Source organism: Rhodanobacter sp. K2T2 (genome assembly GCF_013408815.1).
Classification (GTDB): Bacteria; Pseudomonadota; Gammaproteobacteria; order Xanthomonadales; family Rhodanobacteraceae; genus Rhodanobacter.
The window spans coordinates 175,243-198,049 of sequence record NZ_JACCCA010000008.1 but is presented as its reverse complement, the minus strand read 5'-3'; the positions used below and the strand labels follow the sequence as shown (position 1 = coordinate 198,049).

Here is a 22,807-nt window from a genome sequence, read left to right as displayed (position 1 = left end):
AAATGACGCGAACGAACTGGTTCATCCTCGGCATGGCCGTGCTGGCTGCGGGTTTCGGCGGCTACATCGAGCATCGCCAGCGCCAGCCGGAGGCGTCGATCATCGGCCAGCCCGCGCCGGTCGACAGCCTGCCGGATCTCAACGGCAAGACCCACACGCTGAGCGACTACCGCGGTCACCGCTTGCTGCTGAATTTCTGGGCCAGCTGGTGCGGCCCGTGTCTGGACGAAATGCCCGCGCTCGATCGCGCGCATGCCAAGTTCAGCGGCAGCACACCCGCCGTTCCAGGCGCCATCGTGATCGGCATTGCGATGGACGACCCAGCCATGGCGCGCGCGTTTCTTGCCGCGCATCCGCCGCACTATCCGATCCTGCTCGGCGACCTCAACGAGCCGAGCACCACGCGGCAATTTGGCGATACCACCGCCGTGCTGCCCTATAGCGTGCTGTTGGGACCGGATGGCCGCGTGTTGGCCACACATACCGGCGCGCTGTCCGACGCCGAGATGGCCGCCTGGCTGAAATCGGACGGCCAGCCCTGAAACCCCGACCGGCATACGCCGGCGCACGGGAAACTTTCGCTTCTCCGCCAAACATCGCCGATCGTCAGCGAACTGGACAATAGACCCGTCTGCGGGCAGACTGCGCAGACTCCGGATATCCGGGCGCGACCCTGGGCGCAACGTGGCGAAGATCCTTGTCCTGCACGGACCCAACCTCAACTTGCTGGGCGCGCGCGAGCCGGAGATCTACGGCCGTCAGACGCTGGCCGATATCAATCAGCAGCTGGCCGAACGGGCGCAGGAAGCGGGCCATGAACTGGCCTGGTTTCAGTCCAACGCCGAGCACGAGCTGATCGGCCGCATCCAGCAGGGTCGCGACGATCGTACGGCGCTGATCCTGTTCAATCCCGCCGCCTTCACCCACACCAGCATCGCCCTGCGCGACGCGCTGATGGCAGTGGCGATACCGTTTATCGAAGTGCATCTGTCCAACGTTCACGCGCGCGAGTCGTTTCGGCATCAGTCGTACCTGTCGGACATTGCGGTGGGCGTGATCTGCGGCTTCGGCGGCGACAGCTACCGGCTCGCGCTGGAAGCGGCGATCCACCGGTTGCACGCGTCAGCCGCCAGCGCGCCCGACACGCCGAAGTAACGCCTCGACTATTCAATTGACCGTACGACCCCAGGCCCTAAGCCAGTTTTCCCATCCCACGCGCCCATTCTGATGGCGCGACCGACAAAAGGCTGATCCGATGGATTTGCGCAAAATCAAAAAGCTGATCGATCTGCTCGAAGAGTCCAATCTCGCCGAGCTTGAAATCAAAGAAGGCGAAGAAGTCGTTCGTCTATCGCGCGTGCCGAAAAACACCGCGCCCGCTCCGGCACCTGCCGCACCCGTTGCCGCTGTGCCGGTTGCCGCCGCGCCCGTCGCCGCACCGGCAGCGGCCGCCGTTGAAACGCCGGCAGTGGATGCGCTGCCGGCCGGGCACGTGGTCAAGGCGCCGATGGTCGGCACGTTCTACGCCTCCGCCACGCCGGGCACCCCGGCCTTCGTCAAGGTCGGCCAGCAGGTAGCTGCCGGCGAGACGCTGGGCATCATCGAGGCGATGAAGATGTTCAACCAGATCGAGGCCGACGTGGCCGGCACCGTCAAGGCCATCCTGATCGAAAACGGTCAGCCGGTGGAATTCGACGAACCGATGTTCGTGATCGCCTGAGCGACGGGCGCCCTAGTGGGCGCCGCGCCAAGCACCGCCACCTGGCAGCCGCGCGCTTGATGCGCGCCGCTCGGAAGTTACCGCACAGGCTTCAAACCATGCCCAAGCTTGAAAAAGTCGTCATCGCCAACCGCGGAGAAATCGCGCTGCGCATCCTGCGCGCGTGCCACAGCCTCGGCATCAAGACCGTGGCCGTGCACTCCACCGTCGACCGCAACCTGAAGCACGTCGGCCTCGCCGACGAATCGGTCTGCATCGGCCCCGGCCCCTCCGTCGACAGTTATCTCAATATTCCACGCATCATCGCGGCGGCCGAGATCACCGACGCCGGCGCGATCCACCCCGGCTACGGCTTTCTATCCGAGCGCGCGGATTTTGCCGAACAGGTCGAGCAATCCGGCTTCGTCTTCATCGGCCCGCCGGCCGGCGTGATTCGGCTGATGGGCGACAAGGTCGAAGCGATTCGCGCGATGAAAGCCGCCGGCGTGCCCTGCGTGCCCGGCTCCGGCGGCCCGCTGGGCGACGACGTGGATGAGAACCTGCGCATCGCCAAAGAAATCGGCTACCCGGTCATCATCAAGGCTTCCGGCGGCGGCGGCGGTCGCGGCATGCGAGTGGTCCGCACCGAGGCGCACCTGGGTAACGCAGTGACCATGACCAAGGCCGAAGCCAAGGCCGCGTTCGGCAACGAACAGGTCTACATGGAAAAATTTCTGGAAAACCCGCGCCATGTCGAGGTGCAGGTCATGGCCGACGGCCAGGGCAACGCGATCCATCTGGGCGAGCGTGACTGCTCGATGCAGCGCCGCCACCAGAAAGTGGTCGAGGAAGCGCCCGCGCCGGGCATCACGCCGGAGCAGCGCGCGGCGATCGGCAAGGTCTGCGTCGACGCCTGCCTGCGCATCGGCTATCGCGGCGCCGGCACGTTCGAGTTTCTGTTCGAGAACGGCAACTTCTACTTCATCGAAATGAACACCCGCATCCAGGTCGAGCATCCGGTGACCGAGCTGATCACCGGCATCGATCTAGTGCGCGAGCAGCTGCTGATTGCCGGCGGTGAAAAGCTCTCGATCAAGCAGGAAGACGTGGTGATCCACGGCCACGCGATCGAGTGCCGCATCAACGCCGAAGATCCGGACACCTTCATGCCGTCGCCCGGCACGGTGAAGCGCTTCGAGGCACCCGGCGGCCCCGGCGTGCGCGTCGACACGCATCTATACGACGGCTACCGGATTCCGCCGAACTACGATTCGATGATCGGCAAGCTGATCGTGCACGGCCCCGACCGCGAAACCGCGATCGCGCGCATGCGCCTGGCGCTGGCCGAAACCGTGATCGAAGGCGTCAAGTGCAATATCCCGCTGCAGCAGCGCATCATGGCCGACGCGGGCTTTCAGCACGGCGGCCAGAACATTCATTACCTGGAAAAGCGCATGGCCGAGCAGAAGGGTCAGCAGCCGGCCGAGCACTGATCTGCCAGCACGCGACTGTCGCCTCCCAAGAAGCGACAGTCGCACTCCATCGCCAACCTCCACGGACACCGCATGCCCTGGCTAGAACTCTCCCTCGTCGTACGCACCGAACAACAGCCCAGCGCGGAAGAAGCGCTGGATGAACTCGGCGCGTTGTCGATCACGCTGCAGGACGCGGATGCGGAAACGCCGGACGAGCAGGCGATCTTCGAACCCGGTGTAGGCGAGCTGCCGCTGTGGCCGATGATCACGCTCAACGCGTTGTTCGATGCGGGCACCGATCGTCGTGGACTGATCGAAACGCTGGGCGAGCTGCTGTCGTGGCTGGAGCCGGCGCAAGTCCTGTTTCGCGACGTCGCCGACCAGGACTGGGAGCGCGCCTGGATGGATCAGTTCAAGCCGATGGTCTTCGGCCGGCGGCTGTGGATTTATCCGTGGAATATCGAACCGCCGGCAGATAACGATATTGTCGTCGTGCGGCTCGATCCCGGTCTCGCCTTCGGCAGCGGCACGCATCCGACCACTGCGCTGTGTCTCGAATGGCTCGATAGTCTCTCGCTCGCTGGCAAGAGCGTGATCGACTACGGCTGCGGTTCGGGCATTCTCGCCATCGCCGCGCTGAAGCTCGGCGCGGCCAGCGCGGTAGGTATCGACAACGATCCGCAGGCGCTTATCGCCTCGGCCGACAACGCACAGCGCAACGGCGTGGCCGATCATCTCGACGTGTTCCTTCCGGAAGACGCTGTCGCCGCCGCCGCTCCTGCGCATCCTGCGCCCGCGGCACTCGCACATCCATGTGCATCGCCGGCCGATGTGTTCATCGCAAATATTCTCGCTGGCCCGCTGGCCGCGCTGGCGCCGACCTTTGCTGCGCTCGCGAAACCGGGCGCGCCGTTCGCCATTTCCGGCATCCTCGCCGGCCAGCAGGACGAGTTGTTGGAGCGCTACGCCGAATGGTTCGACGAGCTCACGTTCGACACGCGCGAGGACTGGGTGCGCATCAGCGGCCGTCGACGCGCTTGAATGCAGTGCGGGGAACGATCGCACCGCAGCGTTCCATTCGCTTCCAATGCAGCACTTCGCAGCCTTGATGGACGACGCTAACAGGCTGCCACGGACCGGCCTGCTAAACTCGCGCTACTGAGTTCAAAGCGGCCTGCATGTATACCCAATGCCCTGAATGCCTGTCCGTGTTTTCGCTCGATGCGCACACGCTGGCGCAGGCGCACGGGCACGTGGTGTGCGGACATTGCGACACCAGCTTCGACAGCATTGCCACACTCACCGAACAGCTGCCGCCCGAACCGTTTCGCGAACTGCCGATCAACGACCAGGCCTATCAGCCGCCGCGCATCGACCTGGTGGTTTATCGCCCGCAGCCGTTGCCGCCCGCGGTCATCGATGCCGTGGTGACGGACCAGGATGCTGCGCTCGAACCGGCGACTTCGGAGGAAGACTTTTCCCAGCTGGTGTTCGCGCCCCGCTTCGTTCGCCAGAAAGTCGGCAAGGAATCCCGGCGCTCGCAACGTCGCGCAAACAAGCAGCGCGCTAGAGGCGAGCGACACTGGCCTTGGGTTGTCGCCGGCCTGCTGCTGTTGCTGGGTCTCGGCGCACAGCTGGCATGGGCCAAGCGCGAATTGCTGATTCGTGATCCTGTCGTGGGCGGCTGGTTGCGCGAAGCGTGCAGCCAGCTCGGCTGCGAACTTCCACTGGTCGCCGCGCCGCAACAGCTGCGTCTGCTGGCCAGCAACGTGCAGGCGCATCCGAGCGTATCGGGCGCACTGATGATCAGCGCCAGCGTCCGTAACGATGCGATTTTTGCGCAGCCCTTTCCCGTACTCACCGTCACACTGTCGGACGCGCAAGGCCAGCGCATTGCGATGCGCCGACTGCAGCCGCGTGAATATCTGGACGACACCACGATACTCCGGCATGGCCTGGCGCCCGGAGCCAGTGCCGCGCTGCTGCTCGAGGTGGAAGATCCGGGCGACAAGGCGGTCGCTTTCGAATTTGGTTTCGAATAGCACTTAATTTTCTCCGCCGGCACGGGTAGACTCGGTCCCTCGCGCAAAAGAGCAGCATGCTCGACACACGCCGCGAACGACACCAACCAATAATCAATGCAGCGGCCAATGCAGCCGTTGTACCGTGAGGGACTCCATCCGTGAATGCCGTCAGACTGCCTGCCATCGAGGCCGCGAAACAGACCTCGTCACTGGGTAACGGTTCGCAGAGCGATAGCGAGCACGGCGCCGTGCATCAGGGCAACAGCCACGCGCATAACGTCAGCGCGCTGAGCGAATGCGTGACCCGTACCGTGCGCCGCTATCTGGCCGATATCGGCGACACCGAATGCGCCGAAGGTCTGCACGCCATGGTCCTGCGCGAAGTCGAAACGCCCCTGCTGCGCGAAGTGCTGGCCTTCCACGACGGCAACCAGAGCCGCGCGGCCAGCGCGCTAGGCATCAATCGTGCCACGTTGCGCAAGAAGCTGGCCGCACACGGGTTGCTGTAAGAAACGGGGAACGGACAGAGCGTCGCACGACACAAGTCTGCGTTGCGCTTGAATAGGACTTTTTCGTTTTGAGGGCGGCGTTTGAGTTCTTTACAAGTGACGAACTCGCACAGCCAGCACAAAAATTCCCGCTTCTAACCGTTCCCCATTCCCCGTTCCCCCCTCGCCTATAATAAGCGGCTGCATATCTCGGGAATCGCCATGTCAGCTCCAGCTCTCACTCCCGTTCGCCGCGCCCTGCTCAGCGTGTCGGACAAGACCGGCCTGATCGAGCTGGGCCAGCGGCTCGTCGCCGCCGGCGTTGAGCTGCTTTCCACCGGCGGCAGCGCCAAAGCGCTGCGCGACGCCGGTGTCGCGGTGAGCGACGTGAGCGACGTGACCGGCTTCCCGGAAATCATGGACGGTCGCGTCAAGACCCTGCATCCGAAGGTCCACGGCGGCTTGCTCGGTCGCCGCGGCACCGATGACGCGGTGATGGCCGAACTGGGCATCGCGCCGATCGATCTGCTGGTGCTGAACCTGTATCCGTTCGAGAGCACGGTGGCAAAGCCTGACTGCACGCTCGAGCAGGCGATCGAAAACATCGACATCGGCGGCCCGGCGATGCTGCGCTCCGCGGCGAAAAACTGGAACGACGTCGGCGTTCTCACCTCGCCCGATCAGTACGCCGAGGTGCTGGCCGAAATCGAAGCGCACGGCGGCCTCGCGCGCGCGACGCGATTCAAGCTGGCGGTGGCCGCGTTCAACAACGTCGCCAACTACGACGGCGCGATCAGCGACTATCTGTCGGCGCTGCAGCTCGACGACGCGCAGCAGTCGATCGCGGGACACGACGCTTTCCCGGGTCAGATCAACAGCCGCTTCGTGAAGTTGATGGATCTGCGCTACGGCGAAAACCCGCACCAGCAGGCGGCGTTCTACCGCGATCTGTATCCGGCGCCGGGCACGCTCGCCACCTTCCAGCAGGTGCAGGGCAAGGAGCTGTCGTTCAACAATATCGCCGACGCCGACGCGGCATGGGAATGCGTGCGCAGCTTTACCAAACCGGCCTGCGTCATCGTCAAGCACGCCAATCCGTGCGGCGTCGCGGTGAGTCTGGATGGCATCGGCCGCGCGTACGATCTCGCTTACCAGACCGATCCGACCTCGGCCTTCGGCGGCATCATCGCGTTCAATCGCGAGGTGGATGCCGACACCGCGCGCGCCATCGTCGATCGCCAGTTTGTCGAGGTGGTGCTGGCACCGGGCTATGCGAAAGACGCGCTGAAAGTGTTCGGCAAAAAGGCCAACGTGCGCGTGCTGGTGATTCCGCTGCCCGAGGGCAGCGCGTTGGCCGATGCGCATCCGGGCAACCATTCCAAGCGCGTCGGCTCGGGCCTGCTGATACAGACCGCCGATCTGGGCATGATCGACGCGGACGATCTGAAAATCGTCACCCGCCGCGCGCCGACCGAGGCAGAGATTCACGACCTGATCTTCGCGTGGAAGGTGGCCAAGTTCGTCAAGAGCAACGCCATCGTTTACGCGCGCGATCGTCAGACCATCGGCATCGGCGCCGGTCAGATGAGCCGTATCTACAGCGCGCGCATTGCCGGCATCAAGGCGGCCGACGAGAAGCTCGAAGTGCGCGGTTCGGTGATGGCCTCCGACGCGTTCTTCCCGTTCCGCGACGGTATCGACGCGGCGGCCGAAGCGGGCATCCGCGCGGTGATCCAGCCTGGCGGTTCGATGCGCGACAGCGAGGTGATCGTCGCTGCCGACGAGCACGACATGGCGATGGTGTTCACCGGGATGCGGCACTTCCGCCACTGAGCATCGCTGGCGACCATCGCGCCGGCGCAAACTCAATCGACGGCGGCACCCTTCGGCACGGCATCCGATGAAGCCGCCGAGCCGGCTTTGCGCTGCGCATATTTGCGCGCCAGCACGGCGCACGTCATCAGCTGGATCTGATGAAACAGCATGATCGGCAGCACGATCGCACCGAGCGGATGCCCGGCGAACAGCACCTTGGCCATCGGCACGCCGCTGGCCAGGCTCTTCTTCGAGCCGCAGAACACGATGGTGATCTCGTCCCCGGTGCCAAAGCCCAGCGCGCGGGAACCGTAGCGCGTCACCGTCAGCGCCAACGCCAGCAGAACCGCGTTCACCACCAGCAGGCCACCCAGCACAGACAGCGGCATCTGCTTCCAAAGCCCTTGTAAAACCGCGGCACTGAAAGCCGTGTATACCACCAGCAGGATCGAACCCTGGTCCACGTAGCTGAGCAGACCGCGGTGGCGCTCGACCCACCGACCGATCCAGCGCTGTGCGATCTGGCCGGCGACGAAGGGCACCAGCAGCTGCAGCACGATCTTGCCGATCGCATCCCACGACATGCCGCCCTGCCCGTGCGACTCCATCATCAGTCCGACCAGCAAGGGCGTGATGAAAATACCCAACAGGCTGGACGCCGATGCGGCGCAGATCGCCGCAGGAATATTGCCGCGCGCGATCGAGGTGAACGCGATCGACGACTGCACCGTCGACGGCAGGGTGCAGAGAAACAACACGCCCAGATAGAGGTCAGGTGTCACCAGCCACGACAACAGCGGCTTCAACAGCAGCCCGAGCAGCGGAAACATCACGAAGGTGCTGCCCAGCACGATCAGGTGCAGCCGCCAGTGCGTCATCCCTGCCACCACCGCCTCGCGCGAAAGCTTGGCGCCGTGCAGAAAGAACAGCAGGGCAATCGCCGCGTCGGTCAGCAGGTTGAAGACGCTGGCGGTTTCGCCCTGGCACGGCAGCAGGCTCGCGATCAGCACCGTGAGCACCAGCGCGCAGGTAAAACGGTCGGGAAGAAAACGGGTGATTGCCATGGCACGGGTGACCTGAGAAGTTCAGGCCGCTATTGCAGCGCGCCGCCATTGATAAATCAAATCGTATTATTTGATCTTTTGATACTCTTTACGCATGAATATCAGCCTGCGCCAGCTGCGCGCCTTTCTTGCCGTCGCCAAGCTGCGGCACTTCCGGCGCGCGGCCGAGAGCCTGCACCTGACCCAGCCTGCGATCAGCCGGCAGATCACCGATCTGGAAAACGAGCTGGACGTGCGGCTGTTCGATCGCAACACACGCGAAGTGGTGCCGACCGAAGCGGGCCGCTACCTGCAGGTGGCGCTGGAGCGGGTGCTGGAAGAACTGGAGGGCGTGCTGGCTCATGTCCACTCCGAAAGCGAGCGTCGCCACGGCAAGGTGCGCGTCGCCGCCGTGCCGACGCTGTCGGCCGGTTTGATGCCGCAATGCATTGCCGCCTGCGCGCAGGCGTATCCCGAGCTCACCGTGCAGTTGCACGATCAGGCACAAGTGATGGTGCTGGACAGCGTGCGCGGCGGCGAGGTGGATTTCGGCCTCGCCATCGAGCCCGGCGAAAAGGAGACCTTCGACTGCGAAACCATCCTGCGCGATCCCTTCGTGCTGGTCTGCCATCGCACGCATCCGCTGGCCAGGCTTACCGCCGTGCCGTGGAAAAAGCTGCGCGGCGAAGCCCTGGTGCTGCTCGATCATACGTCCGGCAGCCGGCGACTGATCGACCAGCAGCTGGCAGCCCACGGCGCGCAGGCCAACGTGGTGCAGCAGACCGGGCACACGCATACGGCGTTTCGCATGGTCGAATCCGGGCTTGGCGTCAGCGTCACCCCGCGGCTGTCGCTACCCGCATCCGACCAGCTGGTGACGCGGCCGCTGACGCCGACCGCCAGTCGCGCCATCACGCTGATTCGTCGTCGCCACCGCTCGCTGTCGCCCGTGGCCGAACTGGTGTGGGCGCAGATTCGCGCGATGGCCGCTCAACTGCCGCAGGCGCCTCGCGCTTCGCTGAAGGATGCCAAGTCGGCGTGACAGTCCTCACGCACCGTTGAGCCGTTCTCGCCTAGCTTCGACCCTGTTCAACGGAGATCGTCATGCGCTATCAGCTTTATTACTGGACCGGCATCCAGGGACGCGGCGAATTCGTGCGGCTGGCGCTGGAAGACGCGGGCGCCGACTACGTCGACGTGGCGCGCGAAAAGGGCGATGAGGCGATCATGCCGTTTCTGCAGGGAAAGCAGTCCGGCGCCCTGCCCTTTGCGCCGCCGTTTCTGAAGGATGGCCGCGCGGTCATCGCGCAGGTGGCGAACATCCTTTCGCATCTGGGTCCTAAGTTGAAGCTGGTACCCGCCTCAGCCAGCGCCCAGCACCATGCGAGTCAGCTGCAGCTGACCATCGCCGATCTGGTGACCGAAGTGCACGACACGCACCATCCGATCGCCAGCAGCCTCTACTACGACGATCAACGCGATGAAGCCAAGCCCCGCGCCGAGGATTTCCGACAGAACCGCCTGCCGAAGTTTCTCGGCTACTTCGAGAACGTGCTGGAACGTGGCAACGGGCGACACGCGCTGACCGCGCATTCGTATGTCGATCTCTCGTTGTTCCAGATCATGAGCGGGCTCGACTACGCCTTTCCGCGCGCGATGAAAAAAATGCAGCGCAAGCTCCCCAAGCTCAGAGCCCTCAACGAACGGGTGTCGGAGCGGCCGCGCATCGCGGCCTATCTGGCATCGCCGCGGCGCCTCGCGTTCAACGAGAACGGCATCTTTCGCCATTATCCCGAACTCGACGACGCCCGCTGAGCGGCGCCTCAAAGTTCAGCGCAACGTCATTGCGGCTTGAACGAATCGCATCAGCCGCCGTCGGACGACGAGCTCGCCTCGGCCGGTTTGCTCTTGCCCCACTCCAGCACCTTGTACATCGCCGGATGCACCGGCGCCTGGCCGGGCTGCATGTGCCGCGTTCCGTCCGGGTCGACGGTGTAACTCTGCGGAATGCCGTTCTTCGGCGTCACCACCACCATGTACAGCATGCCGCTGCGGCGGTACTCCTCGACCTGGTTGTCGCCTTCCTGATGCGTGCTGACGTCGGGAAGGGTCATATGCTTGCCGTCGCCAGCCGCGCCAGTGTCCTGCATGGCGGGAAGATTCTGGCCACCGGCCGATTTCTGCACCGTGGCGTCGGGCACCTTGGGCGGCGGCGGAAGCTGCTTGACGCCGGGATCGTTCATACCGGGCGGCGGCGGCGCGTTGGTCGCCGGCGCGGAAGACTGCGCGTAAACGCTGCTGGCAGCGAGACCTGAGACAAAGAAAAAACTTGCGGCAGCTAGCACGGCGGCTGATTTCATGGGGGCAACCTCAGGTCGGGTGTCAGAGAATAGCAGCGCCTTTGCCGATCGACTGTGAAGCGCCGCGATGCCCGCATGCGAGAATGGGGCATGGCCAAACTCATTCTCATCGACGGTTCGTCCTACCTCTACCGCGCGTTCCATGCGCTGCCGCCGCTGACCAACGACCAAGGCGAGCCAACCGGCGCGCTGTTCGGCGTGGTCAACATGCTGCGCGCCACGCTGAAGGCAAAGCCGGACTATCTGGCTTTCGTCAGCGATGCCGCCGGACCCACCTTCCGCGACGAACTCTACGACCAGTACAAGGCCCATCGCCCGCCGATGCCGGATGACTTGCGCGCGCAGATCGCGCCGATGCTGGCGATCGTGGGTGCGCTCGGATTTCCGATTCTGCGCGAGCCGGGTGTGGAAGCGGACGATGTGATCGGAACGCTGGCGACGCAGGCACAGGCGCTGGGCATCGAGGTGCTGATTTCCACCGGTGACAAGGATCTCGCGCAGCTGGTCAGCTCCCACGTCACCCTGGTCAACACGATGAGCAACACCGTCACCGATATCGACGGCGTGAAGGAAAAATTCGGCGTGCGGCCGGAGCAGATCATCGATTTTCTGGCGCTGACCGGCGACACCGTCGACAACGTGCCGGGCGTGCCGAAGTGCGGTCCGAAAACCGCGGCGAAGTGGCTTGCCGAATACCACACGCTGGACGGCGTGATCGTCAACGCCGACAAGATCGGCGGCAAGATAGGCGAGAGCCTGCGCGCCGCGCTGCCGCAGCTGCCGCTGTCGCGCGAGCTGGTGACGATCAAGCTGGATGTGCCGCTGGACGTTGGCCCGACCGATCTGGCGCAGCGCGAGGCCGACACCGCACAGCTGCGCGAGCTGTATACGCGCTATGGTTTCAAGGCGGCGCTGAAGGATTTGGATGCGCTGGAAGAGCGGGGAACGGGGACTCCCCCGAGGGGACCCGGTGGGGAACGGGGAACAGCCAGCTTTTCGGAAACTGCTGCAAGCGCGGCGATTGCCACGACAGACGCCATTGATGCATCGCTATCGGCTCCCGGCACCTACGAGCTTGTCACCACGCCCGACCGCTTAGACGCGTGGCTGGAAAAACTGCGCGGCGCCGAACTGATCGCCTTCGATACCGAAACCACCAGTATCGACGCGATGCGCGCCGAAATCGTCGGCGTCAGCCTGGCGGTGGAAGTCGGCACTGCATGCTATATCCCGCTAGGCCACGATTACCCCGGCGCACCGGCCCAGCTGCCGCGCGATACCGTGCTGGCCGCACTGAAGCCCATCTTCGAAGATGCCGACAGACCCAAACTCGGCCAGCACGCTAAGTACGACATCAACGTGCTCAGCCATTACGGCATCGCGGTGCAGGGGCTGAAGCACGATTCGATGCTCGAGTCCTATGTGTGGAACGCCACGGCGACGCGCCACGACATGGACTCGCTGGCGAAGAAATATCTCGGCGTCGACACCATCAAGTACGAACAGGTTGCCGGCAAGGGCGCGAAGCAGATTTCGTTTTCGCAGGTCGATCTCGATACCGCCTGTCGCTACGCGGCCGAAGATGCCGATATCACCTTGCGCCTGCACCACGCGCTGTGGCCGAAGCTCGAAAGCGTGCCGAAGCTGCACGCGGTGTATCAGGACATCGAAATCCCGCTGGTGCCGGTGCTGGCCGAGATGGAGCGCCGCGGCGTGCTGATCGACGGCGACGTACTGCGAACGCAGAGCCAGCAGCTGGGCAAGCGCATGCACGAGCTGCAGCAGCAGTCGTACAAGCTCGCCGGCCATGAGTTCAACCTCGATTCGCCCAAGCAGCTGCAGGCCGTGCTGTTCGACGAACTCGGCCTGCAGGCAAAAATGAAAACGCCGACCGGCCAGCCGTCGACGAATGAAGAAGCGCTGGAGGCGATCGCCGACACGCACGAACTGCCGCGCCTGCTGCTCGACTACCGCGGCCTGGCCAAGCTGCGCTCCACCTACACCGACAAGCTGTCCGGCATCGTCAACCCGCGCACCGGTCGCGTGCATACCAGCTACCACCAGGGATCGGTCGCCACCGGGCGCATCTCGTCGTCCGAGCCGAATCTGCAGAACATTCCGGTGCGCACCGAAGAGGGGCGACGCATCCGCCAGGCCTTTATCGCGCCGCCGGGCTGGATGGTGATGGCGGCGGACTATTCGCAGATCGAACTGCGCATCATGGCGCACCTCTCCAGCGACGAGGGCCTGCTGCGCGCGTTCCACGACGGCGGCGACGTGCATCGTGCCACCGCCGCGGAAGTCTTTGGCGTACCCGCGGAAGAGGTTACGACCAACCAGCGTCGCGCAGCGAAGGCGATCAACTTCGGCCTGATGTACGGCATGAGCGCCTTCGGCCTAGCCAAGCAGCTTGCAGTCGATCGCGGCGAAGCCAGCGATTACATGGCGCGCTATTTTTCGCGCTACCCCGGGGTGCGCGCCTATATGGACGCCACGCGCGAGCAGGCGCATCGCGATGGCTACGTCGAAACCATCTACGGCCGCCGGCTGTATCTGGATAACCTCACCTCGCGCAATCAGGGCCTGCGCCAGGGCGCCGAGCGCGCTGCAGTGAACGCGCCGATGCAGGGCAGCGCCGCCGACATCATCAAGCGCGCCATGATCGCGGTGTCGGGTTGGCTGAAAGGCCGCGACGACGCCCACATGCTGATGCAGGTGCACGATGAACTCGTGTTCGAGGTACGCGCCGATGCGGTGGACGAGGTGCGCGCGGCGGTGATCGAGCGGATGTCGGGCGCCGCGGCACTGGCCGTGCCGCTGCTGGTCGATGTGGGCGTGGGCGACAACTGGGATCAGGCGCACTGAGAACAGAGGCGGCCGCCATTTTTGCAGGCGGCACTAAAAACCCATACAGAACAATAGCTTTGGCGCCTATTTTTGCAGATGAACCGGCAATGAATTTTTTCAGCGGTCTTTTGCAACTTTCCCCGCAGGGCGCGTTCCAATCTATCGGATGCACGCAACGGCATCCCCGGCGCGCCTACCTCCCTGGGCCGCCACCCGCCACGAGCCTCTCCCCTGGGTACCGTGGCGGCCGGCCCCGAAGGTTCCCCCTAGCCTTCGGGGCCTTTTTTTGCCCGCGATTCGTGCGAATGCCGTGGACCCTTTCTGCACAAGGGCATCGGGCATACTCGCCGCTCAATCACATGGGAGAGTTTCATGCGCGCAGGTCTGATCATCGTCGGTATCCTTCTGCTGGTTGCCGGCATCTACGTCACCATGGGCAACGGCAGCTACAAGCAGACCGATACCGTGGCGCAGCTTGGGCCGGCCAAAATCGAAGCCACGCACACCAAGACTGTGCCCGAATGGGCGGGTATCGCCGGCATCGTGGTCGGTGGCCTGCTGGTGGTCGGTGGGTTCGTCAGCAAAAAGCGCTGAAGCTGCAGCGCCCTTCCCCTAAACCGCCGCCTCCGCGGCGGTTTTCTTTTGTGCAGGCTTTCATGCCGCACGCCAGCCCAGAGAGACGCCGCCCGCTACAATGGCATCGATGGATGTCTCCTACCTGATCGACTCGCTCAACGACGCGCAGCGCGAAGCCGTCTGCGCCCCACCCGGCCACTATCTGGTGCTGGCCGGCGCCGGCTCCGGCAAGACCCGCGTGCTCACCCACCGCATCGGCTGGCTGACCCAGGTCGAACGCGTGCCGCCATGGGCGATCCTCGCCGTCACGTTCACCAACAAGGCCGCCGGCGAGATGCGTGCGCGGCTGGATGCCTTGATTCCCGGCAGCACGCAGGGGCTGACCGTGGGCACCTTCCACGGCATCGCCCATCGCCTGCTGCGTCGGCACTGGCGCGAAGCGGGGCTCACCGAAACCTTTCAGATCCTCGATTCGGACGATCAGCTGCGCCTGGTCAAACGCGTGGTCGCCGGCCTCGGCCTGGACGACGCGCGCTTTCCGCCGCGTCAGGCCAGCTGGCAGATCAACAACTGGAAGGACGAAGGCAAGCGCCCGGAGAGCATCGAACACGGCAACCATCCGGTCACGCGCACCTTCGTGCAGATCTATCAGGCCTATGAAGACGCCTGCCGCCGCGCCGGGCTGGTCGACTTCGCCGAACTGCTGCTGCGCGCGCACGAGCTGTGGTTGAAAAATCCCGCCGTGCTGGAGCACTACCAGCAGCGCTGGCGCTACCTGCTGATCGACGAATTCCAGGACACCAACACGCTGCAATACGCGTGGATTCGTGTACTCGCAGGAGCCACTGGCCAGGTGTTTGTCGTGGGCGACGACGACCAAGCGATCTACGGCTGGCGCGGCGCGAAAGTCGAAAACGTGCAGCAGTTTCTGAAGGATTTTCCCGGCGCCCGCACGATCAAGCTGGAGCAGAACTACCGTTCCACCTCCAACATCCTCAAGGCCGCCAACAGCGTCATCGCGCGCAACGGCGGACGCCTGGGCAAACAGCTGTGGACCGCAGGCGACGACGGGGAACGCATCGCTCTTTACGCCGCGTACAACGAGCAGGACGAGGCGCGCTTCGTGATCGAGCGCATCCGCGAATACGTCGCGGAGCACGGCAGCGCGAAAGACTGCGCGATTCTCTATCGCTCCAACGCGCAGTCGCGCAACTTCGAAGAGCAGCTGATCCAGCGCGACATTCCCTACCGCGTCTACGGCGGCCAGCGCTTCTTCGAGCGCGCCGAGGTCAAGGACGCGCTGGCCTATCTGCGCCTTACCGCCAACCGGCACGACGACGCGGCGTTCGAACGCGCGGTCAACACGCCACCGCGCGGCATCGGCGATCGCACGCTCGACGCCCTGCGCAAGCGCGCCCGCACCGACAACACCTCGATGTGGGAAACCGCGCTGACCGAACTGGCCGGCGCCAGCGAACTCGCCGGCCGCGCCAAGAATGCGGTGAAGGCGTTTCTGGCCATGATCGATGCGATGGCCAAAGCGTTTGCGGGCCTCGATAGCGATGCTGCGTTTACGCTTGCCGAACAGATCGACCACGCCATCACCCACACGGGCCTGCGCGACCACTACGAAAAGGACAGCCGCGGCAACGGCGAGGCGCGCGTGGAAAACCTCGACGAGCTGGTCAACGTCGCCAGCCGCTTCGAGCCCACGCAGGAAGATATCGACGCGGGGCTCAGCGAACTCTCCGCCTTCCTTTCACATGCCACGCTGGAGTCCGGCGAAAACCAGGGCGAAAAGTGGGACGACTGCGTACAGCTGATGACGCTGCACTCGGCCAAGGGCCTGGAGTTTCCCATCGTGTTTCTGGTCGGCATGGAAGAAGGCCTGTTCCCCAGCCAGCGTTCTGTCGACGACGAAGGTCGACTCGAAGAAGAGCGCCGGCTCGCCTACGTCGGCATCACCCGCGCGCGCGAAAAGCTGTTCGTCACGCATGCCGAATCGCGCCGCATGCACGGCACCGAAATGCTGGCGCGCCCGTCCCGCTTCCTCGGCGAAATACCCGCCGAGCTGGTCGACGAAGTGCGTCCGCGCGTGCAGGTCACCCGCCCCATCTACGCCGGCCGCTTCAATCAGCCGTCCGCGTCGTTGCAGGAGGAACTGCCGGTGAAACTCGGCCAGCGCGTCAGCCACCCCAGCTTCGGCGAAGGCGTGGTGATCAGCGCCGAAGGCAGCGGCGGCCACGCGCGACTGCAGGTGAATTTCGAAGGCGCCGGCAGCAAGTGGCTGGTGGCGTCGTATGCGAATCTGACGCCGCTATAGCTTGAGGTTGTCGGTTGACTCCTCTCTATATTTAATGCAGCGCCATTCGCCACACGGGGTTACACAGGCACCTTCGATTGGCTTTTCCCTGGCTGGCGACGATGATCATTCTAGCGAAGACATGCATTTGTACTGCCCGCACACGTAGGCTTACTTGCTCAGACTGAAACATGCAGTCTCGCTTATCGCTCAAGTCGGGCAGTCAACGGTCCTGCGCAAACTCGATGGTCCCTCGGATACCAAGTTCAAGGTAACTATCAACGAGCCAGTGAATACGTAGTGGCGTCCCCGCGTCCGCCATTGACTCCGTGCCCACGTCACGACCTGTGCCGTAATTGATCTGGATATGAGGGACTTTGGGGACGCCGACTACGGCTACGATCCGGCTTCCTGGCGCCAACATGCGGGCTGTCAAAGTCTGGCTCTGAAAATTGAGAGTGTGTGCTTGACCAGGCACGAGCAATTGTCGCCGAGTCCGATCTTGCATGAAGCTCACACGGCCGAGGTAAGAGGCCAAGTCGAGATAGCGACCGTCCGATTTCAACTCATAAAAATTGACTGACAGATCAAAGTCGCGCTTGTTGGCAATGATTTCGAATCGTCCTTTAAACAGACCGTCGATCTCCAACGACTTCTTAAACGGCTTTGTTTCGAACACCAGTGCGTTACGGGTGTCGGGCGCGCTCGTGGGAGGTTGAAAATCCACATCGCTGCGATTAGTGAAGTCAACAGCAAGTTCAGGTATTGCCTGGCTAGCCGGGGCGTGCCCAAACAACAGCCGGTCAGCTTCTCGGTTTCCCGTGAGATAGAGGCGTACACGGCTGGCGGCCATGTCCGCGAGAGTCGACGTATGGCGCCACGTATTGGCACCCATCACTTCGAAGTTGACTCGGTCGCTCAGGAGCGTCGGCAGCGGAAAGCCACGGAAAACGTGGTCAAACCACTCAAGGCGTAAATCCTGAAGGTCAATCAACGATGCCTTGTCGACCACATAGCCATCGACCTTGGCGAGCACGCCGGTCTGCATGGCAATGTGGTGATAAGGGCCGATGATCATTCGATCGTCGGCGGCAGGCCGGTACTTGAGGTGCTCCTGAAAGTAATAGAGCGCACCAACCATGCCGCCGTCGTAATAACCCGTCTCTACGAATACCGGAATATCGATACTGGCGAACTCGCGACCGTAGGGTATCAGGCGTTGCCAATAGGCATCGTAGGCCGGGTGTTGCAACCAGGTATCGAAGATGGGATTGGGCTTGCCGTCGATCTTGTCGAGATCGCGATAAGGCCTGCCGCTCACGTACCATTTCTTTTCCAGCGTATCCCAGCGAGCCCGGTCATCGTAGGTGTTGTCATCCAAAGTCTTGATATCAGTCGTGTAGAACGGCCAAGGATAGATAAAGCTCTGAAACACATTGCCTTGCATCGGCGTGTCGATGCCAGGGGCGTTGGTGGCGTTGGTAGCGATCGCCTTCAGTGCTGGAGGATGATGTTTCGCAGCGGACCATTGAGTGAATCCGTTGTAGCTACCGCTGAACATGCCAACGCGGCCATCGCTCCAGTTCCGATGCGCGAGCCACTCGATCACAGTTGCCGCGTCGTCACCGTCATGCACGTAAGGGGTCACTGGTTGAGGACTTCGACCTTTGCCTCGCGTATAGGCGACCACCCCCGCATAGCCATGGGCAGCCATCATTATCGCGTCACTCATGCTCCAATTGTCCCGGGCGTAAATCGTGAAATTCAACAGCGCGGTTAGTTTCGTCGTACCCGTAACGCGGGGGCGCACGACAATGGCGGCGATTTTTGCGCCATCGGGCGTCGGGATCAAAACTTGGTCATCGATCAGATAGCGATGCCTGCCGTCCGCTTCGAGCAACGGCACCGACGCTGGCATGAGGTACGTCCATGCCATCAGCGCCTCATGGGCCGCTACGAAGTCCGCCGCCGATGGGCACTGCTCCAGCGCCATTCCCTGGCAAGCTTTTTTCTGCTTTGACTCCTCCGAGCGGAGCCTATCGAGGCCCTCGCCGTACCAGGGCAGGATGTCGGCCGCCTGGCTATCGGGAAGCGCTCCATACAGCTCTGAAAACGCGCGAGACAGCGCCTCGGATCGCCCCAACCCAGCCGCTTCATAAGCTTTGGATCGGGTATAGATCCGCCACGGCGTGACAGCAGGAACAAGCCTCGGCTCGTTCGAACGATAAGCGGCCTGAAGGCGATCCAGTGTCGACTCCGCATCAATGAAACGTCCGGCAGCAAGCTGAAGTCGGAAACGTTTTGTCAGGTCGGCCGGGCTCCGTGCCGCCGCAAAGGTCGAGATCAACTCCGCCGCGACGTTCGGAATTTGAGATTGTTCGACCGAGACACTCTGTGCGCCTGCGGCGACCGCAGTCAACAGGCCCATGATCAATAAGGCCGACGAAGCGAGAACGTTCATAAGATCCTTTCACCCCAACCCACTCAAAAGAACCGTGCACATCAAGCCAGGCTCAGATCGCGGAATAATCCCGGGAAATGAAAGGATGCGGCGAAGAAATCGGCGAACGAACACTCGTGCGCGGCGAACGGTCAAATAACGCGGTCGCGCAGCAACTTCGCGCCTGCCCGGCTGGTCGAAATCGTTTGGCCAGTTTCCATATGCAAGAGCAGGCGTCCTCCGCCGGCGGGTTCTGCTCGAACGACGCGATGAACGTTCACGATCCAGGAACGATGAACGCGAACGTACTTCGCCGGATCGAGTGACTTGGCAAATTCAGCAAGCGTCACGCGAACAAGGTGCTTGGTGGACAGTGTTCTCACTTCGGCGTAGTCGTCCGCGCCACCGATGCTCACGACGTTGTCTATATCGAGCGGCCTAAGCTCATCGCCGATTCGGACAAAGTAACGTGACAATGCCGTATCGGCTCTTGCTTCGGCATCGTCCCCTGAAACGACCGTTAACGGAGCAATCACAATGGCATCAGCTTGATCTGCGCCCATCATCACTTTGGGATCATCCGCCTCGGGCAATGACCGTGTGCCCTTAATTGCTCCCCCGATCACCATCGCGTCGACGTACGGCGTGGCGGGCACCCCGTGTTGGCCCTGCAAATAGGACAAGGTCGCTATCAATGCATAGGTAGTGACATTCTCAAGCGACTGCCAAGCGGTTCCACTGATCGAGAAGGGTCGCACCAGAAATCCAGTCGGACCCTCGCCGTCGAACAGGCCCAGAAGAACGATCAGCAACCCATACGACAGGGAAACGAATGCGGCGCATAGCAGAACATGGGCGGCCAGCTGGATCGCGCCGGGCTTCCCGAAAAGTTTCCGCAGAATAATGCGGCGCGCTATCGCTCCGAAAATTACTACAGGCACCGTATTAGCCGCTCCGCCCAGCAGGCTTCCACGCAGGTCGAGATGCAAGGCCAGCCGGATAGTCATCGAATAAGCCGCAAAGATGCCGGCAACCGCCAGCAGATCAAAAGTCCGCCGTCTCATCCACTTCCCCAGTACCATTCGCAAGTTAAACGCGGAGCGTGCAGGGTTACCCTGGCGGCTTCAAGACGGTGCTGTATGGACCGAGCCTGAAACCCAAGGTGAAGCGTGTCCTGGATCTTGTGAAAACGTGCCAGCGTCAGGGCACTGCCATTGGGACTTGCTCGGCTCCCGCAGACACTTCGGCCATATGATTGGACTGGCATGACCTAGCATTGTCACTGAGATCGAGACGGCTACCTGATATCGGCGCGAAAGCAGATGCTTTGCGATTCGAACCATACCGTCTCGACTCGCATTTATTCCCGCAACCGCGGCACCCCAAGCTCGCTGCGCTCTTCAATCGTGATCGGACGCGTGTCGACGCTGCCGTTGGAATTCAGCGGCAAGGGATCGATGGCCTCGCCGCGAGCGAAGGCCAGCGCGTTGCGGTAGCAGCGGCTGGCCAGCGCGTCGTTGCCCTGGCCGGCATGCAGATCGCCCAGCGCTTCCCAGACCGATGCGCTGGGCGCGAGGGCGAGCACGCGCTGCAGATAGGTTTGTGCCTTGCTCCATAGCTTGAGGCGCAGGCACATGCGGCCCAGGGTGAGCAGCAGGCTGGCGTCGTTGGGATGTTCGTTGAGCCAGCCTTCGGCGCGGCGCAGGCGGGCGTCGATGTCGTGGTTGCCGAGCGTGCCGTAGGTTTCGATCAGCAGCGGCGACCACTCGCGGCGCAGCGCAGATTCCACTTCGTCCATCGCCGGCAGGATCAGGCCGAAGCCTGCGGCGCGGCGTGCATAGGCGTCGATGATGGCGGGCACGCGACGTTGCGCCTTGGGCAGCTGCGACCACAGCGTGTTGAGCGCGGCGCCGTCGGGCGACGCGCCGAGCGTGGCGACGAGTATTTTCGATTCCAGGGCGTTGTAGGCGCGCGTGCCGAAGGCGCCGCTTTTCTGCAGCGGCTCCAGCGCCTGGCGCGCGCGGCGAAGGTCGCCGCTGGCCAGCGCGGCCAGCGCGAGTTCGCGCCAGCCCGCGGGAGTGAGGCTGCCGCTGTCGGACTCCGGTGCCAGCAAGGCCACCGCTTCGGCAAACTTGCCGTCGCGGCGTAGCGCGCGGGCGCGCAGCACGCGGGCGCCCTTGGGTGCGGACTGGGCGGCCTGATCGAGCGATTCGAACGCACGCGCGTATTCGCCCCGACGCGAGGAGGCCTCGGCCGAACCCAGCAGGGCGGCGCCGCGCAAGCTGTCCAGACGCGAGGCACGATTCAGATCGCGCTCGGCGTCGCCGTGCCGGCCCTCGGCCAGCGCGATCAAACCATCGTTCATGCGCTGACGGCTCACCCGCCGATGCCGCCGGGAAAACGCGCCGAACGGCCAGCGGATCAACCACCACAGCGCACTCAGCACGGCCCAGAACAGGATCAGCGTAAGCGCCGCCGTGACGACCGTGCGCTCGGCATACCAGCCGTGCCACTGCACGTAGACGTAGCCGGGATCGTCGGCCGCCCAGTGCCAGCCGAACGCGACCAGCGCGGCGATCACCAGCAACAGCAATATCCAGCGCCACAGCTTCATGGCTTGGCTCCGTTGGCAGGAGCCGCACTGCTGCTCGACGTTGCCGGCGCAGTGCCAGTCGCGTCGGGTTTCAGCGCATGCACGGTGCGCAGATTGCGCAGCTCGGTCAGCGCCGCGCCCAGATGCACGGGCGCGCTGGGCGGCAGCGCCGCACCGAGCTGTTTCAGGGTGACGCGCGCCTGCTGCACGTCGGGATTGCTGTCGTCGAACTGGCTCGACAGCGCCACGTCCACGCGCTGCAGCGCGGCGGCGTAGGCGTTGGCATCGTAGGCGAGCAGCGCGGTTTGTGCCTGCGCCAGATCGAGCGAGGCCAACTCGCGGGCGAAGCGCGCATCGGCGACGGCCAGCGGCGCGCCGTTGGAGCGCTGCACGCTGATCACGCTGGCCAGCGCCTGCTTGATTCGCTGCCAGACGGTTTGCGATTGATCGTTGCTGGTCGGGTTGTCCAGCGTCTTCAGCGGCAGCGTGGCGAGGTCGCCGCGCAGTTCGGTCAGCTGCTGAAGCGCGCTGGCCTGGCTGGCGGGCTGGCTCTTGACCAGCGCATCGCGCTCGACGGTGATGCTTTGACGCAGGCCGGCAAACGTGGCGTCGTTGACGCCGGCCAGAGTCTGATCGGCCAGGGTGTAGGCCGCGACCGCACCCTGCGCGTCGTGGAACAGCGTGTAGCGCTCGCCGGCCATGCGCAGCAGCGATTCGGTTTCGTCCAGCAGGGTGGCGTCCTGGCCGGACAGGCTCTTTTGCGCGAGCTTGGCCACGGCGTCTTCGAGATTGCGCGTGCGCTCGGCCTGACCGAGCAGCTCTTCGCGCAGCGAACGGTTGACCTGATCGGCATCGCTGAGGCGTTGATTGAGGCTGGTGCGCTCGCCGCTCACGCCGCTGAGCGTGGTTTCCAGCGCGGCCACGCGCTGCTGCAGCGTGGCCAGATTGCGGCTATCGACCGTACTCACCTGCGCCTGCTGCCACTGCCGCCAGCCCACGTATCCGGTGCCACCGATGGCGATCAGCGCCAGCAGTACGGCCAGCGCCAGCGTGCCACCGCCGCGCGAACCCGGCTCATGTTTCGCTGGCACGGGGCGCATCGGTTTTGCCGGCATCGGGTCGACTGGGGCTGGATCGGGGCGGAT

19 protein-coding genes are annotated in these 22,807 nt (G+C 63.7%); 13 read left to right on the top strand and 6 right to left on the bottom strand.

From position 1 onward, the window contains the following. The first annotated feature begins 2 nt into the window (after positions 1-2). The 8 genes from HDE78_RS14405 to purH all read left to right on the top strand — a co-directional run bounded on the left by HDE78_RS14405 (position 3) and on the right by purH (position 7,519). Positions 3-542 (top strand): TlpA disulfide reductase family protein, encoded by a 540-nt coding sequence (locus HDE78_RS14405; RefSeq protein WP_179480674.1) that lies wholly within the window; start codon positions 3-5, stop codon positions 540-542. Between the two features lie 142 nt (positions 543-684). Further along, positions 685-1,155, top strand: coding sequence for a type II 3-dehydroquinate dehydratase (gene aroQ / locus HDE78_RS14400; protein ID WP_179480672.1), 471 nt, complete (start codon positions 685-687; stop codon positions 1,153-1,155). A 100-nt stretch (positions 1,156-1,255) separates the two neighbouring features. Continuing rightward, positions 1,256-1,720, top strand: coding sequence for an acetyl-CoA carboxylase biotin carboxyl carrier protein (accB, locus tag HDE78_RS14395; protein WP_179480670.1), 465 nt, complete (start codon positions 1,256-1,258; stop codon positions 1,718-1,720). Positions 1,721-1,818: 98 nt separating this feature from the next. Further along, positions 1,819-3,192 carry an acetyl-CoA carboxylase biotin carboxylase subunit gene (accC, locus tag HDE78_RS14390; RefSeq protein ID WP_179480668.1) on the top strand — a complete coding sequence of 458 codons (1,374 nt, stop codon included), beginning with the start codon at positions 1,819-1,821 and terminating at the stop codon, positions 3,190-3,192. 72 nt (positions 3,193-3,264) lie between these two features. Then, positions 3,265-4,215, top strand: coding sequence for a 50S ribosomal protein L11 methyltransferase (gene prmA, locus HDE78_RS14385; protein WP_179480666.1), 951 nt, complete (start codon positions 3,265-3,267; stop codon positions 4,213-4,215). A 137-nt stretch (positions 4,216-4,352) separates the two neighbouring features. After that, entirely contained in the window at positions 4,353-5,216 is an 864-nt protein-coding gene (locus tag HDE78_RS14380; RefSeq protein WP_179480664.1) for a zinc-ribbon and DUF3426 domain-containing protein, read from the top strand. A gap of 140 nt (positions 5,217-5,356) precedes the next feature. Continuing rightward, a complete protein-coding gene (locus HDE78_RS14375) occupies positions 5,357-5,707 on the top strand; it encodes a helix-turn-helix domain-containing protein (protein WP_179480663.1) in 351 nt (116 codons plus the stop codon). A gap of 201 nt (positions 5,708-5,908) precedes the next feature. Continuing rightward, positions 5,909-7,519 (top strand): bifunctional phosphoribosylaminoimidazolecarboxamide formyltransferase/IMP cyclohydrolase, encoded by a 1,611-nt coding sequence (gene purH, locus HDE78_RS14370; protein ID WP_179480661.1) that lies wholly within the window; start codon positions 5,909-5,911, stop codon positions 7,517-7,519. A gap of 32 nt (positions 7,520-7,551) precedes the next feature. On the opposite strand, the gene HDE78_RS14365 is transcribed toward purH, so the two are convergent. After that, on the bottom strand, positions 7,552-8,565 hold the full coding sequence (locus HDE78_RS14365) for a bile acid:sodium symporter family protein (protein WP_179480659.1): 1,014 nt from the start codon (positions 8,563-8,565) through the stop codon (positions 7,552-7,554). Positions 8,566-8,659: 94 nt separating this feature from the next. Here HDE78_RS14365 and HDE78_RS14360 point away from each other — a divergent pair, with 94 nt between their 5' ends. Together HDE78_RS14360 and HDE78_RS14355 are read left to right on the top strand one after the other, a co-directional pair. Next, positions 8,660-9,586 (top strand): LysR family transcriptional regulator, encoded by a 927-nt coding sequence (locus HDE78_RS14360; protein ID WP_179480657.1) that lies wholly within the window; start codon positions 8,660-8,662, stop codon positions 9,584-9,586. 62 nt (positions 9,587-9,648) lie between these two features. Continuing rightward, complete coding sequence (locus tag HDE78_RS14355; RefSeq protein ID WP_179480655.1) at positions 9,649-10,359, top strand: glutathione S-transferase; 711 nt, start codon at positions 9,649-9,651, stop codon at positions 10,357-10,359. A gap of 50 nt (positions 10,360-10,409) precedes the next feature. Here HDE78_RS14355 and HDE78_RS14350 read toward each other — a convergent pair whose 3' ends face one another. Continuing rightward, complete coding sequence (locus HDE78_RS14350) at positions 10,410-10,904, bottom strand: DUF2782 domain-containing protein (RefSeq protein WP_179480653.1); 495 nt, start codon at positions 10,902-10,904, stop codon at positions 10,410-10,412. A 90-nt stretch (positions 10,905-10,994) separates the two neighbouring features. Here HDE78_RS14350 and polA point away from each other — a divergent pair, with 90 nt between their 5' ends. The 3 genes from polA (at position 10,995) to uvrD (ending at position 16,650) form a co-directional block, all read left to right on the top strand. Next, complete coding sequence (gene polA, locus HDE78_RS14345) at positions 10,995-13,769, top strand: DNA polymerase I (RefSeq protein WP_179480651.1); 2,775 nt, start codon at positions 10,995-10,997, stop codon at positions 13,767-13,769. Between the two features lie 354 nt (positions 13,770-14,123). Beyond that, positions 14,124-14,345: a hypothetical protein gene (locus HDE78_RS14340; RefSeq protein WP_179480649.1), complete on the top strand. Its 222-nt coding sequence runs from the start codon at positions 14,124-14,126 to the stop codon at positions 14,343-14,345. 109 nt (positions 14,346-14,454) lie between these two features. After that, positions 14,455-16,650: a DNA helicase II gene (gene uvrD, locus HDE78_RS14335; protein ID WP_179480647.1), complete on the top strand. Its 2,196-nt coding sequence runs from the start codon at positions 14,455-14,457 to the stop codon at positions 16,648-16,650. Between the two features lie 202 nt (positions 16,651-16,852). Here the strand turns inward: uvrD and HDE78_RS14330 are convergent, their stop codons facing one another. The 4 genes from HDE78_RS14330 to HDE78_RS14315 all read right to left on the bottom strand — a co-directional run bounded on the left by HDE78_RS14330 (position 16,853) and on the right by HDE78_RS14315 (position 22,762). After that, entirely contained in the window at positions 16,853-19,090 is a 2,238-nt protein-coding gene (locus HDE78_RS14330; protein ID WP_179480645.1) for a CocE/NonD family hydrolase, read from the bottom strand. A gap of 131 nt (positions 19,091-19,221) precedes the next feature. After that, a complete protein-coding gene (locus HDE78_RS14325; protein ID WP_255457821.1) occupies positions 19,222-20,133 on the bottom strand; it encodes a LytTR family DNA-binding domain-containing protein in 912 nt (303 codons plus the stop codon). A 296-nt stretch (positions 20,134-20,429) separates the two neighbouring features. Further along, positions 20,430-21,683, bottom strand: a complete 1,254-nt coding sequence (locus HDE78_RS14320; RefSeq protein WP_179480643.1) for a heme biosynthesis HemY N-terminal domain-containing protein — start codon at positions 21,681-21,683, stop codon at positions 20,430-20,432. Then, a complete protein-coding gene (locus tag HDE78_RS14315; RefSeq protein WP_255457820.1) occupies positions 21,680-22,762 on the bottom strand; it encodes a uroporphyrinogen-III C-methyltransferase in 1,083 nt (360 codons plus the stop codon). The genes HDE78_RS14320 and HDE78_RS14315 overlap by 4 nt, the downstream gene beginning before the upstream one ends. Positions 22,763-22,807: the final 45 nt, after the last annotated feature.